Here is a 15,457-nt window from a genome sequence, read left to right as displayed (position 1 = left end):
TATTTTTTTTAATAGTTAGATTTTACTACCAATTAGTATTCTAAAACCTAGACATTAATTTACTGTAATTCTAACTCCTTCACTATGACTGCTAAATTCTGGGGCATACATACTTTGTATAGTGCTAATGCCATTACTCATATCACCGGCGTTGTTAACACGGACATCGTATTCAAAAACAAAAATTCCTTTTGGTAAATAATCAATAAAAAAGTTGGTAGATGCGTCCTTAGTGCTTTCATAATATCCTAATCCATCTTGCCATTTGTATTTAGATATAACATTAATAGGTTCAAAACCTGCAGCGCGCATATCTTTAAGGTGTATAAATTCCATAGGACGATCGCTTCGTAATTCTATACGGATTCTAACTAAGTCACCAACGTTTAATTTTGTGTCTTTTGTTATTTCTGAAATCTCTTCACCTTTATCTGTATTGGTCTTTAAAAAGAGTTTTTTGCTTAACTTTAAAGGAGTTTCTGCCGAAGTGATTTTGTCTAAGTCTTCAAAATATTGCCAATATAATCCTCCCCAAGCAATACCATCTCCTTTTTTTGCTAAAGTTACCTTAGCCATTTCTGGTTTAATCTCAGTAGTATTCCAACTGGTTTTATAATATCCTGTACCAGCTTCAATAGTTACATTTTCTAATATTGAAGGATTTATAGTTGTATTACCAACAGTGACATCTACCATATCTGTTACGCTTAACCAATCGCTGCCTTGAAGCAGTAATGCATAGACAGCTTCAGTTGTTGCTTTTGTGGTCTTCCACTGATTGGTTTGTTTATTTTTTAAAAGCCAAATTTTCATATTATCAATATCGTCAAGGTTCTTTGTTTCATTTTGAAAATTACGACCTGCTTCTGAAAATGCTTCAATTAAAAGTGCTTGCGTTTCAATAGGAGCCTGATACCAATACCATGAGTTGGTGTTTGCTTTCCAATACATACCTAATTCTTCAGAAGTAATACTGTTTTCTTTTAGAGATTTTAGAATTTTATTGGCAGCTGAGGTTTCTTTATGTCTATGAAGCGTTAATGTCATTAACCCTTTAGCATATAACGACCGTTTTAACCAATAAGTTTTTATCTGACCGATATAATAATCCGTAATTTTTTGTACTTCGTTAGAAACTTTTATTTCTGGATAAAAGCTGCGTACGTACAAATAATGTAATTGCGAATACGATAAGTGATCTTTGGTTAAGTCGATTTTGTTATTGTATTTTTTTAAGTCTTTGTATTCTTTTACAAAAGCATTATCTAAATAGCGTAATGCGCTTTTAATCATAGATTCTTCATTATCATTTAGAGTCACGCCTAACTTATCTAAATGCCCAAAACCACCTATAATATGTTGTGTGATATAGCGGTTATCTCTTCCTCCATAAAACCATGGCCAACCTCCAGTTGAAGATTGATTATTTTTAAGTTTACGTATTGAAGATTGTAATTCATTATTCATTTTGTTTAAATCAAATAATAATCCAATACGCTTCTTTTGTTCTGTTTCAGATTGTGCATCGCGTAACCAAGGAGTTTCTTCAATTAGAATGGATTTTAACTCTTGATTCTTTTCGAGATTACTTAATAAGGTATCTGCGGATTTCCACTGATTAAAAACGGCTTCAATTCTTGGGTTAGATGTTACAATATGTTGAGCTAAAGCATTAGCATAATATCTTGAAAATGTTTGCTCATTACACTCATACGGATATTCCATTAGATATGGTAAAGCTTGCACTGCATACCAAGCCGGATTAGAGGTCATCTCTAAAGTTAATTTATGATGCTTAAGTGTGTTTGAAGTTGATGTTGCTAATTTATCTAATGTAAATGTTTTGGTTTGGTTAGAACGCACCCACATTGGTAGTGTTTCGGTAACTAACATTCTATTAGATAATACAGGTAAAGCGTTTTGTTCGCCGTCACTAAATGTTTCTGATTGCGCAATAATTTTGTATTCAACAGCTTGAATAGCTTCTGGTATTTTTAATTGCCAAGATACTTGAGTATTGCCTTTAACATCTACAGAAAATGTTGAAGAATGGTTAGTATTTGATAACTCATCATTGATTAACTTTCCAGTTGTAGGATCTGTTAATTCTAATCTAACACTACCAGAAAGTTCTTTTTCTGTAAGATTAGCAATTTTAGTGCTAATGGTAATATCATCTCCTTCTCTAAGAAAACGTGGTGCATTTGGGATGACCATAAGTTCTTTTTGGGTGACGGTTTCAAATTGTGCCACTGAACTCTCTAAAGTTTTGGTATGTGCTAATAGTTGTAATTTCCATTGAGTTAAGGCTTCAGGCGCTGTAAAATTAAAACTTACATTACCACTAGCATCTGTTTGTAATTGCGGAAAGAAAAATGCGGTTTCTTGAAGGTTTTTTCGGATTTGTATAGTTTTAGGTTCTACTATAGTTTTAGTATCACTACTAACGCCACGTAATTGAACCAAGTCGTCTGATCTAAGATCAGTATCATTAGTTGTAATATTTAATCCAGGGACTTGACCTGATAATGTTTGTACAAAACCTGCATTTGGTGTGGTCGTAATTTCATTTAATGCCACAGATTCTGATAATGAATAAGCATCAACTTTTTTAGAGGATACTCCTCTTAACTTTATAAGTCTACTACTCCCAAAATAAAACCCAAACCAATGCAATTGGTCATAGCCTTGATACGTGTAATTTGGTATGCGTTTAAAATTGTTATAACGTCTAAAATTAGTAATGCCAAAACTTTGTCTAGCACTTTTATGAGAACGTGCCGCATAAATAGGATTACGTATTGGGTTAAACGACCAATCTTGTGCTTTAAATTCATCTAAAGAAGCATCATACATGCTTGCTAAAATTTCAGCAGTAACTTTATCTCCTTTAGGGCCTTTAATGGTAAAACTCCAAGTTTCGTCTTGTCCTGGTTGTAACTTGTCTCTAAAGGTTTTAGTAATAATTTCTAAATCGGTTTTTGGGTAAGGCACATTTATTTTTACAGCACCTGTTTTAAAATCATTAAATGCAGAAAAGCTATAATGCACTACAAAGCCTCCCAAATCGTTTTTAGAAATGGGTAATGTAATTGTCGTTTTAGAATTGTTTAAATGGTGTATTTGAGTATCTGTTATTTTGCCTTCTTTTTCAATATCTAAAGTCACACTGAGACCCTTTGCAGCTGAGCCAAAACTGAGTTTTGCAGTATCATTTATAGTATAACTCGTTTTGGATAATTTAATATCGAATAATTGCTGATCAGAAATTGAGGTGTCATTATCACTGTATAAAGTAGTGTAGACTTCGTCTTTTACCAATTGACCGTATTTATCTTTGCTTTCTAAAAGAATAATGTACTTACCCGAAGCCCAATTTTTTATACGTTTTAATTGAACAGTTTTAGAAGTCTCAGTATTAAAATCGGTTTCAAAAACCAGTTTACCTTTTTTCCAATTGGTAACTAAGTGTTCATCTTTATAAGGTTCATTAGGAAATAGAGTTTTAAATTCTGATTCGGTTAATGCTTGATAATCGGGAGCATCCCATGAACGTTGACGCAATACAGATTTAGGGCTTGTAAGTTTATAGATTTTTAGTATGCCTTTTGCAGGAGCAAACTCACCATTTAAATTACTTGTATTTAAGCCAATTCCTATATCTTTTTTAGATTTATCTATAGTACTTGGAGCTATAATGTTTGCTATTAACGTATGGTAACCAACACTTACTGTAGTGGTTGCGCTGCGTGTTTCTCCATTAATATCTGTAACGTCTGCTGTGACTTCGTAATTAAAAACAGGAAGATTGTCTTTGTCTACAGTAGCATCAGGAATAGCTTTAAAGCTAATTTCAAATTCTCCTTTTGCATTGGTTTTATTTTCTCCAAATGTAATTTCTTGAGGAGCAGAATTATAAGACGGTCGTCTCCAATAATACCAGCGTGGTAATTGTACAATTCGTTTTACACGATAAACTACTTTAGCATCTGTAATATTGCTTCCGGCAAAAGCCAAAGCGTTCCCTTTTACAGTGACACTATCATTAACCTTATAAGTGTCTGTAATCGGTTGAAATGTAGTTTTAAACTTAGGGCGTTTATATTCTTCTACCGAAAAATAATGACGTTTCTGACCTGTGCTTGATGAATGAATTTTAATATTAAAATTCCCCGTTAAACCTGAGCTTGGTAAAACAAACTCGCCATGAAATGAGCCATATGCATTGGTCGTAAATTCTAGTTCAGATAGTTGCTCACCATTAACGTTATGTAAGGTGGCTTTTACTTTTTTATTAGAAGCAACCTCAGTAATAGAAGCGTTTTTTTGCGTAATAATACCTTTAAAATAGACTGTTTGTCCTGGTCTGTATATACTGCGGTCAGAAAATACATAAGTGCTATGCTGAGTGTTGTTGTTTTTAGGTTGATTATAATCTCTATAGATATAAAAACCATCGAAATTGGCAACATCGTTTGCATGAGTAATCTTAATATCTATATCACGATAGGTGCTATGATCTTTATTAAAAATAAATTTGCCATCATTGTTTGTAGTATATTGATTTGTCCAACGGTTACTACCATTATTTAAAGAATAAGTCAGTTCTACTTTAGCATTAACAATAGGTTTGCCATTATTTCTGTCAATAACTTGATAGTGATACTTTTCTTTTTCTGAAGACTCTACCAAAACCAAATCAGTAACTTGTATATGTGTCGCTGCAAAGACGTTGTCTTTATTTAAAGTTTCTGTTTTAATAATATAAAATCCATTTTCAAGCTTTGGTAAAACCACTTCTGTACTATGTAATTGGTAATCGTTTTCGTTAGTGAGTTTTGCAATCCATGATGTTTTAGGGGTTAATCGCGATAAAAATTGAGCTTTATCATCAGCTTGATATAGTTTATTAAAACGATCTAGCTGTGCTTTTCTAACCTTATAAATTTTAAAATTAAGGCTGTCTAAATTTTTATAGGTTACAAGTGCACGAGAAGGTTTGTTAATCGGTAAAAACTGTTCAGTTCTAATGGCAATATCTGGGTTTAAAATTTGCTGTTTTAAAACGCCACATTTCTTTGCGCCATCACTATCTGGGAATTTTGAAATAACTGTATTGCATAGGTCAAGAGCTTCTTTAGCTTTCCAACGATTGGTATGGTCTATGTCTTGCGGATTATATGCGGAACTTTGGTTTTTTAAAACCTGAGCCATTTCAAAATGATATAAACCAGATAATGGAGAATCCACTAATTCAGTAACTTTAATTTTAAGTGTTTCTAGTAATTTTTCTAGTTTGTTATCAAAAGTAGCATGATCTTTAATGAAATTTAAACGTTCAATATCGAGGTTAACAAAAGCTTTTGATGTAGAATTGCTACGATGGAATTTTAGTAAATTTTGATATATTTTAAGTGCATTAAGTTGAAGATTTACAGAATCTTTAGAAGTAATTTTTAAGTTGATAAATAAATCGCTGTTAGCTAAAAAATCTGGATTATCAATTTTAAATTGATATGCTGGTTGCGTAATGCTATTTTCATCCGTTTTATAAAATTGTAAAGCATTATGATGCAGTAAATCGTATAAGGTAGGTCTATAAGTTTTAGAATTTTCAACTTCATTTAAAAGAATTTTGTATTCGTTTAAATCTTCTTGCTGAAGTAAAAGGCCATTTTTTAGAGATCGTTGGTAGTATTTATGAATTTCGGCAAAAAGAGTTTCTAAATCCCAAGTTCTAAAATCATCACTTACTTTTTCTTTGGTTTTAGAACGGTTATAAAATATAAAACGATTTTGTTGAAAATATTGCCAATACATCGTAGCCAACAAATTTTCTAAGATGCGTTTGGTAACAATATTGCTGGTTTCAATTTCAGATTTAAAATGATTAACAATTTTTAATTGTGCATCTTCTTCTAAGATTTGAAGGTATTTACTTTTAAACAATAAACTTTTAATTATTTGTGTTTTGTGACCTTTAGCTTTAGCACGTTTATAAATGACATCGACGCGTTGAGATGCGGATTTGGTGAGCCCATCTTTTTCTAGCTTTTGAATAGCGGCCCATTCTTTTTCATAATAATCGTCTTGAGCATCCGAAAATTGTGAAAAACAGATAAGTATAAGAAGTGTTAAGTAATGTTTCATTATATATGTATTTACAACAAATGACATTCAAAATGCGTTCCAAAAAAAAGAATAATGAGTTAATGCATTGTTATAGTGAGTGAAGTTAACTAATTAATGCGTAAACTAATTTATGACTTTTTTAGAATATTAAGCTAAACAGTTTTAAGACATATAATGTATTTTTGCATTTAGCAATTTGCTAATAACGATGAAAAGCCTTTTAATTCTACTATTTTTTCCTATTGTACTTTATGCACAAGTGCCTTATGATGCAGTTGAATCACTTATAAGCGAAAAACAATTTGCAAAGGCAGAAAAACTCATTGCACCATATGTAACTTCAAATACAAAAGATTTAAAAGCTATTGAGCTTTTAGGAGATGCTCACGGGCATCAGAAAAACTGGGATGAAGCAATTAAAAATTATAAACGGCTTAAAGAGCTTAGTCCATCTAATGCTAATTACCATTATAAGTATGGAGGAGCTTTAGGTATGAAAGCACTTAATGTTAATAAATTTAAAGCTTTAGGTATTATTGGAGATGTTAAAGAAGCTTTTTTAGAAGCAGCAGAGCTAGATGCTAAGCATATAGATACACGATGGGCGCTTGTAGAATTATACATGTCTTTACCAGGAATTGTTGGTGGAAGTAAAAAGAAGTCATTAAAATATGCGAATGAGTTAGAACAATTATCTTTAGTAGATGGTTATTTAGCTAAAGGTTACATATACGAATATGATGATGAACCCAAATTAGCTGAAACGTATTATAAAAAAGCGATTGAAGTTGGAGGATCTATTAATTGTTTTGAAAAATTAACCAATCTATACGAATCTCAACAACAACCAGATAAAGCAATTTCTAATATAGAAGTAGCACAAAAAAAGCATAAACGTAATGCATTGCACTATCAAATAGGTAAAGTTTGTGCAGATTACAATGTACAGTTAGATAAAGGCGAACGTTGCTTAATGAGGTACATAGAAAACTACTCTGCTGCAGATGGAGTGCCAAAAGAATGGGCTTACTACCGATTAGCACAAATTTACAAGCATAAAAACGATAAAAATAAAGCGATCGAGTATATTGATAAAGCTTTAGAAATACGTTCGGATTTTAAGCAAGCATTAAGAGAGAAATCTACAATTCTCAGTAAATAATCAATACTACTTTTTAGTTTTTTTATTTAGATCCTAATTTTTTAGGAGCTAAATAATTGTTAAATATGCAATATTAATAGTAATACTATTATATTTGCAATCAAAATAGTTTGTAATGAAAAGTTTACTATCAAATTTAAAAATTTCTGTTCCAGATAAAATATTTTTAAAAGATCCGGAATCCTCTGATTTAGGAAAACGAATTATAAAGCATAGTATATTGTTAATTGATGATATAGGCTTTGATAGCTTTACCTTTAAAAAATTAGGATTACTTATTAGCTCTAATGAGAGCTCTATATATCGCTATTTTGAGAGTAAGCATAAACTATTATTATACTTAACATCTTGGTATTGGGCATGGATAGAATACCAGTTAGTCTTTGAAACGTTTAACATGCCTGATACCGAGAAACAACTTTCAAAAACAATTGAAATTGTTACAAGATCTATTAAAGAAGATTTTAGTTTTTCTCATATCAATGAAGTGAAACTAAATCAAATTATTATTAATGAGTATTCAAAATCGTATTTAACTAAAGAGGTAGATAGCGAAAATAAAGAAGGTTATTTTGTTATATATAAACGATTGATATCGAGAATTAGAGATATGATTTTAAAAATTAACCCTAATTATAAATATGCTTCAAGTTTGGCAAGTACTATCGTAGAAGGAGCTTTGCATCAACATTTTTTAAAAGATCATTTTAAATCCATAACAGATTGTAATGAGGATTTAACACCAACAGATTTTTTTAAAGACTTAGTTTTTAACGCCATCAAATCATAATTTATGAGTTTAATTAAAGAGATAATGTCTCCTTGGCAACGCCTTGTGGGATTATTAAGACTTGAAAAAAAAGCAATAAAACAGGTTATTTATTACGCCATTTTTTCAGGACTAGTAGCGTTAACATTACCACTAGGAATACAAGCCATTATTAACCTTATTCAAGGAGCTCAAGTAAGCACTTCATGGATTGTTCTAGTCATTTTGGTCACTGTAGGTGTTTCTTTTGTAGGTGTTTTACAATTAATGCAAATGCGAATTATTGAAACTATTCAACAACGTATATTCACACGTGCATCTTTTGAGTTCACTTACCGTTTTCCAAAAATAAAAATGAGCGCACTAAGGCATTATTATCCGCCAGAATTAGCCAATCGTTTTTTTGACACACTGACCATACAAAAAGGATTAGCTAAAGTTTTGGTTGATGTTCCTGCTGCTATTTTGCAAATTGTTTTTGCATTAATCTTACTGTCGTTTTATCACCCGTTTTTTATTGCGTTTGGTGTTTTATTAATACTACTCATTTATGTAGTATTTAGATATACGGCAAAGCGAGGTATGGAAACAAGTTTGTTAGAGTCTAAGCATAAGTATAAAGTTGCACATTGGATACAGGAAGTTGCAAGAACTATAGTAAGTTTTAAACTATCAGGTAAAACAAAATTGTCAATAGATAAAAATGACAATCTGGTAGAAGCTTATTTGGAAGCTAGAGAAGACCATTTTAAAATTCTAATCATTCAGTTTATACAAATGATAGGTTTTAAAGTTTTAGTTACAGCGGGTTTATTAATTATAGGAGGACTACTTGTTTTAAATCAAGAGATGAACATAGGGCAATTTGTAGCTGCCGAAATAATTATTCTTTTGGTCATAAACTCTGTAGAGAAATTAATACTTGGCCTAGAATCTTTTTATGATGTACTAACCTCATTAGAAAAAATGGGACAAGTTGTCGATAAAGAGCTTGAAGACCAAGAAGGACTTCAGCCTAATTTTCAAGAACAGTTTACTCTAGAATTAAATGAAGTGAGTTATAATGTTCCGGATAGAGAGAAACATATTTTAAATAAGGTGTCTTTAAAAATTCAGCCACAAAGTAGGCTTTTAATTAAAGGAGCAAGTGGTTCAGGGAAGTCCACCTTACTACGTTTAATATCAGGAGTTATTGCACCAACAAAAGGACAGATATATATTAATGAATCTAATATTCATAATATTAATCTTAATTATTACCGCTCGCATTTAGGTTTGTCTCTTGCTGATGAGTCTCTTTTTGAAGGTACTATTAGAGAAAACATCACTTTTGGCAGTAAAGATATTTCTGATGATCAATTACTTAAAGTAACAAAGCAAGTAGGTCTAACAGATTTTATAAAAGAAAACCTTAATGGATTGGATACTATTTTATACCCAGAAGGCAAGCGTACATCTTTTACAGTAGTTAAAAGAATTGTATTAGCTAGGGCTATTATAGATGCACCTAAATTATTAATTCTAGAAGATCCGTTAGAGCATTTCGAAGCAGAAGAAGCTTCAGAAATTATAGATATGCTTACCAGTAAATCAAACCCTTGGGCTTTAATTGTGGTGAGTACAAATGATACTTGGTCTAAACGCTGTAGTCAAGTTATTACATTAGAAAACGGTGAAATTATATAAGAAAAAACGATGTTAAATATATCTCATAATCAACTTAATAAATCGGTAGATATCACAGACTCTAAGTCAGGGAAGCGTGTATTTCACAGTAATTATTATAAGTATTTTAATCGCTTTTTAGGTGGGTCAGCTATACTTGGTTTCATTATTTTGTTTTTACCATGGACGCAAAATATTACTGGTCGTGGTAACGTAACTACGTTAACACCAGATCAACGTCCGCAAACGATACAATCTCAAATTCCTGGTAGAATAGAAGAGTGGTTTGTTAGAGAAGGTGCTTTTGTAAAAAAAGGAGATACAATTATTCGTATCTCAGAAGTGAAGACCGATTATTTTGACCCTAAACTTGTGGAACGTACAACAAAACAACGCGATGCAAAAGCATTATCTGTTGAGTCTTATCAAGGAAAAGTTAAGGCTAATGATGTACGTATATCGGCATTAATTAGTGAGCGAAGATTAAAACTAGAACAAGCTGAGAATAAACTTATTCAAGCTAAGTATAAGGTAGAAAGTGATAGTATAGATTTAGAAGCTGCTAAAACAGCTATAAAAATTGCTGAAACAAAATACAATCGTGCAGACTCATTATTTAAAGATGGTTTTACAGCACTAAAAAATGTTGAAGACGCTACAGTTAAATTACGTGAGACACAAGCAAAATTAATTTCTCAAAACAATAAATTACTAGCAAGTAAAAACGAAGTCATTAATGCTAAGGTTGAAATTTCTAGAGTAAATGTTGAATTTTCAGATAAGATTTCAAAAGCAGAAAGCGATAAATTTTCAGCGCAATCGAGTCAGTTTGATACCGAAGCACAAGTGACTAAATTAGATAATCAAGTTTCAAATTATAAAATTAGAAATGGCCTTTTATTTGTCACAGCACCTTATGATGGCTATATCAATAAAGTATTAGTGCCAGGTATTGGTCAAACATTTAAAGAAGGAGAGAAGTTAGTCGGTATTATGCCTGCTAATGTAGATTTAGCTGTCGAAACTTTTGTGTCACCAATAGATTTACCACTGATACATGTTGGTGAAAAAGTACGTGTTCAGTTTGATGGTTGGCCGGCTATTGTATTTAGAGGTTGGCCAAATGTGTCTTATGGTACCTATGGCGCAAAAGTTGTAGCAGTAGAAAATTTTATTACACTAAGTAACGGTAAGTTTAGAGTATTATTAGCGCCAGATGAGGACGACCAAAAGTGGCCAAAAGATGTACGTGCAGGATCGGGAGCATTTACCATGGCATTATTAGATGATGTTCCTATTTGGTTTGAACTTTGGAGACAATTAAACGGTTTTCCACCTAATTACTACCAACCAGAAACGGCGACAAATAAAACAGCAAAAAAGAAATAATGAGGTATTTATATATAATTATTTTTATGTCTGCTTTTAGTACGGTAGATGCTCAAAACACCTCGATTAAAGAAGTGCTAGGTTTTGATGAGTATTTAGGTTTTGTAAAAAAGTTTCATCCAATTGTAAAACAAGCCGAGTTAGTTATAGATGAAAGTCAAGCAAAACTATTAAAGTCTCGTGGTGCTTTTGACCCTAAGATTGAAGTAGATTACGATCGCAAGAAATTTAAATCATTAGAATATTTCGATAAGTTAAACGCTACATTTAAAGTGCCTACTTGGTATGGTATTGAATTAAAAGCCAATTTTGAAGAAAATACAGGAGTGTTTCTAAATCCTGAAGCCGATGTTCCCGAAGGAGGTTTGTACTCTGCCGGATTTAGTTTTTCCGCAGCAAGAGGCTTGTTAATTAATGAAAGAATGGCAGCATTAAAACAGGCAAAATTGTTTAAAGAACAAGCTAAAGCAGATAGAGATATCTATGTTAATAACATTTTGTTTGAAGCTTCAGTTGTGTATTTTGAATGGTTAAAAGCGTACAAAGAAAATCAAGTATTCGAAAACTTTTTAGTAAACGCAGAACAACGTTTTCTTGGTGTTAAACGTGGCGTGGAAGTTGGTGAGCGCGCAGCGATAGATTCTATTGAAGCACGTATAGCGGTGAATGACCGTAAACTGAATTTTGAAAAAACACGAGTAAAGCTTATAAAAGCATCATTAAAATTGTCTAACTATTTATGGTTAGATGATAACACACCTCTAGAATTACAAGATAATATTATACCAAATGTTAATAGTGAACGTATTATTGATGATACATTTAATACATCTGCACTTCGTGAAAATGAATTTTCTGTAGATCAACACCCTAAGTTGTTATCGTTAGATTATAAAAAACAAAACCTTAATTTAGAACGACGTTTAAAAGCGAATAAACTTTTGCCTAAAATAGATTTAGAATACAATTTTTTAAGTGAAACACCGCGAGTCTCTCGATCATTCAGTACATCAGAATATAAAGCAGGAGTTAATATTAGTTATCCATTGTTTTTAAGAAAAGAACGCGGAGATTTAAAATTAGCGAAGCTTAAAATTAAAGATGTAGATTATGAGATTAACGCTACGCGAATAAAGATTTCTAATAAAGTTACGGCAACTCAAAAAGAATTAGATTCTTATGTTATTCAAAATGGTGTAATGTCTCAAATGATTACAGATTATACGCAAATGTTAAGAGCTGAAGAACGAAAATTTCAGTTAGGTGAAAGCTCGTTGTTTTTGGTAAATTCTAGAGAGTCTAAACTTATTGACGGGCAATTAAAAGCTATTGAGTTGCAAAAGAAATACTATACCACAAAAGCAAAATTGTTTAATAGTTTAGCTGTAAATCCTGAATTATAAATAGTATTTTTACAGGACAGATTTAAGCAAACTATGAATGTACATTTTATAGCTATTGGTGGTGCTGCGATGCACAATTTGGCGATAGCGCTTCATAATAAAGGATACAAAGTTACGGGAAGTGACGACACTATTTTTGACCCTTCTAAATCTAGATTAGAAGCAAAAGGATTACTACCAAAAACTTTTGGTTGGTTTCCAGAAAAAATCACTTCAAATTTAGATGCTATTGTTTTAGGAATGCATGCTAAAGCAGACAATCCTGAATTGCTAAAAGCTCAAGAACTCAATTTAAAAATTTATAGTTATCCAGAGTTTTTATATGAACAGGCCAAACACAAAACACGTGTTGTTATTGGTGGTAGTCATGGTAAGACAACCATTACATCTATGATTTTACATGTAATGCATTACCATGGAAGAGATGTCGATTACATGGTTGGTGCACAGTTAGAAGGTTTTGATGTTATGGTGAAACTCACAGAAGATAACGATTTTATAGTACTAGAAGGAGACGAATATTTAAGCTCTCCAATAGATCGTCGCCCTAAATTTCATTTGTATAAACCTAATATTGCGTTGTTAAGTGGTATTGCTTGGGATCATATCAACGTATTTCCAACCTATGAAGATTACGTAGAACAGTTTAGCATTTTTGTAGATAGTATTGTTACAGGCGGAAGCATAAATTATAACGAAGAAGATGCTGAGGTAAAACGTGTTGTAGAAGCTTCTGAAAACCAGATTAGAAAGCTACCTTACCAGACACCAGATTATACGGTAGAAGATGGAGAAACACTATTAGAAACTTCAGAAGGGCCAATGCCAATTGAAGTTTTTGGTGCGCATAATCTTAATAATTTAGCTGGTGCCAAATGGATTTGCCAACATATGGGCATAGACGAAGATGATTTTTACGAAGCCATTTCTACTTTTACAGGAGCAAGCAAACGTTTAGAAAAAATTGCAGAATCTAAAACCAGCATAGCCTATAAAGATTTTGCACATTCACCAAGTAAAGTAGAAGCAACGACTAAGGCCTTAAAAACGCAGTATAATGACAGAACTTTGGTAGCTTGTTTAGAGTTGCATACATATAGTAGTTTAAATGCAGAATTTTTAAAAGAGTATAAAGGCGCATTAGATGCTGCAGATGTAGCTGTTGTATTTTATTCGCCGCATGCTGTAGAAATTAAAAAACTAGAAGAAGTTACTAAAGATCAAATAGCCAATGCTTTTCAGCGAGACGATTTAATCATTTATACCAACCCAGATGATTTTAAAGATTTTCTGTTCTCTCAAAATTTTGAAAACAAATCTCTGTTATTGATGAGTTCAGGGAATTACGGAGGCCTAGACTTTGATGAGGTAAAGAAACTTTTTTAGAGTTTCGTTATCGTTTTTGTGTTTGGTTTCGTTGCGTATTTTAGCAACTAAATTAGCAAATACAAACTGAATAGAATCCCGATAGCATCGGGAGGTGAGTACTTTCATAAGTAGGCAAATATTAGCAATGAATTATATGCGGTGTTAGACAAAGTGAATTTTCTTTATCTTTTCATCAAATTGTTCTGATTTAAAAAATATTAATTTTTTTCCTATCAATTTACTCTTTAAGTAGCCTATTTCTTCTAAATTTAATAAATCTGTTCTCGCTGTTTGATAAGATGTTCCAAATTTACCTTGAATTTCATTAATATTTAAGATTAAGTCAGGTTCGTTAATTATAGATTTAACTGTTTCTGCCTGTCTCTCATTTATGTTTTCATTTTTTAAAATGTTATATAAATTCTTTTTTTCATTAATTTTTCTCTCAATATATTCTTTTAAACTATTTAGAGCTAATTCCATTGATTTTAAATTGAAATCAATAAAATAGGTTAAGTCATTTTCATCGTATTCGGTATATAAATATGCTCTTGCATATTGACTTGGAGATTTTATTATTATTCTTGATATAGACAAAAATTCAACAAGCCAATATCCTTGTGATATTAAATACCAATAAAAAATTGCTCTTGCTGTTCTTCCATTTCCATCAACAAAAGGATGTATGTAACCAATAAGAAAGTGAAGTATTATTCCTCTAACTATTGGATGCATAAAGTTTTTGTCATTTTTAGAATTTGCAAATTTGCAAAATGCTTCTATTAATTTAGTAAGTTCAGTATGAGATGGCGGATCATAAAATATTTCTCCATTTACATCAACTACTTTTACTTCGTTGTTTGTTCTAAATTCTCCTTCATTTTTTTTTTCTTCAAGAGTACCTTTAGTCATTAAACTATGAATACGTTTAATAATTTCAGGTGTTAATTGTTCTTTTTGAATAGATATTATCTCTTTTATAGTAAGATAATTATTCAGAATCATTTTTTCAGAATGATTTTTTGGCTTTCTCTTTGTTCGTAACATTGATTTTGCAACTTCTCTAGTAGTTACAGCACCTTCTAGTTGACTTGATGCTATTGCTTCTTCCATCAATGAACTAATTAAAAAGCGTTCTTTTTCTCTTTCAGGAACGATTGAACCTCCTTCAAGTATACCTCCAAGATTTAAATCAAATTGATGTAGTCGTTTGAGTGTATTACCTGATATATTATATTTAAATTTAAAACCATTTATGTCGCAAAGGTCAATTTTTGAAATATTTCTAGTTCGTTGAAGTTTTATAAATTTCCATAATAACTTTGGATTACTGTCAAATCCTTTTGTCTTATGTTTGAATTTTTCCCAATATGGATAGTCCTTTTCAACCTCAAATACTTTTTCAATTAATTCTTTGTTACTTAATAAGGCTATAAGATCATCAGTTTCATCCTTGCTTATTTCAGAGTTTGGTGGTAATTCAGGTTTTTTCATACTTTAAATATCTACTAATTATATCAAATTTAGTAGTTTTTAGCATGTTTACCTAATTTTATCTACTAATAATAA

General features: G+C 31.5%; 8 protein-coding genes. 6 read left to right on the top strand and 2 right to left on the bottom strand.

The features are described 5' to 3' along the window. Positions 1–54 precede the first annotated feature (54 nt). The gene (locus K8Z87_RS09000; RefSeq protein WP_227477169.1) at positions 55–6,150 is read right to left on the bottom strand and encodes an alpha-2-macroglobulin family protein; all 6,096 of its coding nucleotides are present in this window, start codon (positions 6,148–6,150) and stop codon (positions 55–57) included. A 190-nt stretch (positions 6,151–6,340) separates the two neighbouring features. On the opposite strand from K8Z87_RS09000, the gene K8Z87_RS08995 reads away from it, so the two are divergent. The 6 genes from K8Z87_RS08995 (at position 6,341) to K8Z87_RS08970 (ending at position 13,906) form a co-directional block, all read left to right on the top strand. Further along, the gene (locus tag K8Z87_RS08995) at positions 6,341–7,294 is read left to right on the top strand and encodes a tetratricopeptide repeat protein (protein ID WP_227477168.1); all 954 of its coding nucleotides are present in this window, start codon (positions 6,341–6,343) and stop codon (positions 7,292–7,294) included. A gap of 115 nt (positions 7,295–7,409) precedes the next feature. Then, entirely contained in the window at positions 7,410–8,084 is a 675-nt protein-coding gene (locus tag K8Z87_RS08990; RefSeq protein WP_227477167.1) for a TetR/AcrR family transcriptional regulator, read from the top strand. Between the two features lie 3 nt (positions 8,085–8,087). Next, positions 8,088–9,749, top strand: a complete 1,662-nt coding sequence (locus K8Z87_RS08985) for a peptidase domain-containing ABC transporter (protein WP_227477166.1) — start codon at positions 8,088–8,090, stop codon at positions 9,747–9,749. 9 nt (positions 9,750–9,758) lie between these two features. Next, positions 9,759–11,117, top strand: a complete 1,359-nt coding sequence (locus tag K8Z87_RS08980) for an HlyD family secretion protein (protein ID WP_227477165.1) — start codon at positions 9,759–9,761, stop codon at positions 11,115–11,117. Beyond that, complete coding sequence (locus K8Z87_RS08975) at positions 11,117–12,520, top strand: TolC family protein (RefSeq protein ID WP_227477164.1); 1,404 nt, start codon at positions 11,117–11,119, stop codon at positions 12,518–12,520. The genes K8Z87_RS08980 and K8Z87_RS08975 overlap by 1 nt, the downstream gene beginning before the upstream one ends. A gap of 33 nt (positions 12,521–12,553) precedes the next feature. Then, positions 12,554–13,906: a UDP-N-acetylmuramate--L-alanine ligase gene (locus K8Z87_RS08970; protein WP_227477163.1), complete on the top strand. Its 1,353-nt coding sequence runs from the start codon at positions 12,554–12,556 to the stop codon at positions 13,904–13,906. Between the two features lie 144 nt (positions 13,907–14,050). Here the strand turns inward: K8Z87_RS08970 and K8Z87_RS08965 are convergent, their stop codons facing one another. Continuing rightward, entirely contained in the window at positions 14,051–15,382 is a 1,332-nt protein-coding gene (locus K8Z87_RS08965; protein WP_227477162.1) for a Fic family protein, read from the bottom strand. Positions 15,383–15,457 lie beyond the last annotated feature (75 nt).

This window comes from Winogradskyella immobilis (assembly GCF_021887715.1).
In the GTDB taxonomy this organism is placed as follows: domain Bacteria; phylum Bacteroidota; class Bacteroidia; order Flavobacteriales; family Flavobacteriaceae; genus Winogradskyella; species Winogradskyella immobilis.
This window is presented reverse-complemented; position numbering and strand designations above follow the sequence as displayed.

Excerpts from the sequence above, each read along its gene's own strand:
- K8Z87_RS08980 (WP_227477165.1), top strand. The coding sequence starts at position 9,759 with ATGTTAAATATATCTCATAATCAACTTAATAAATCGGTAGATATCACA.
- K8Z87_RS08965 (WP_227477162.1), bottom strand. The coding sequence starts at position 15,382 with ATGAAAAAACCTGAATTACCACCAAACTCTGAAATAAGCAAGGATGAA.
- K8Z87_RS08995 (WP_227477168.1), top strand. The coding sequence starts at position 6,341 with ATGAAAAGCCTTTTAATTCTACTATTTTTTCCTATTGTACTTTATGCA.
- K8Z87_RS08990 (WP_227477167.1), top strand. The coding sequence starts at position 7,410 with ATGAAAAGTTTACTATCAAATTTAAAAATTTCTGTTCCAGATAAAATA.
- K8Z87_RS09000 (WP_227477169.1), bottom strand. The coding sequence starts at position 6,150 with ATGAAACATTACTTAACACTTCTTATACTTATCTGTTTTTCACAATTT.
- K8Z87_RS08975 (WP_227477164.1), top strand. The coding sequence starts at position 11,117 with ATGAGGTATTTATATATAATTATTTTTATGTCTGCTTTTAGTACGGTA.
- K8Z87_RS08970 (WP_227477163.1), top strand. The coding sequence starts at position 12,554 with ATGAATGTACATTTTATAGCTATTGGTGGTGCTGCGATGCACAATTTG.
- K8Z87_RS08985 (WP_227477166.1), top strand. The coding sequence starts at position 8,088 with ATGAGTTTAATTAAAGAGATAATGTCTCCTTGGCAACGCCTTGTGGGA.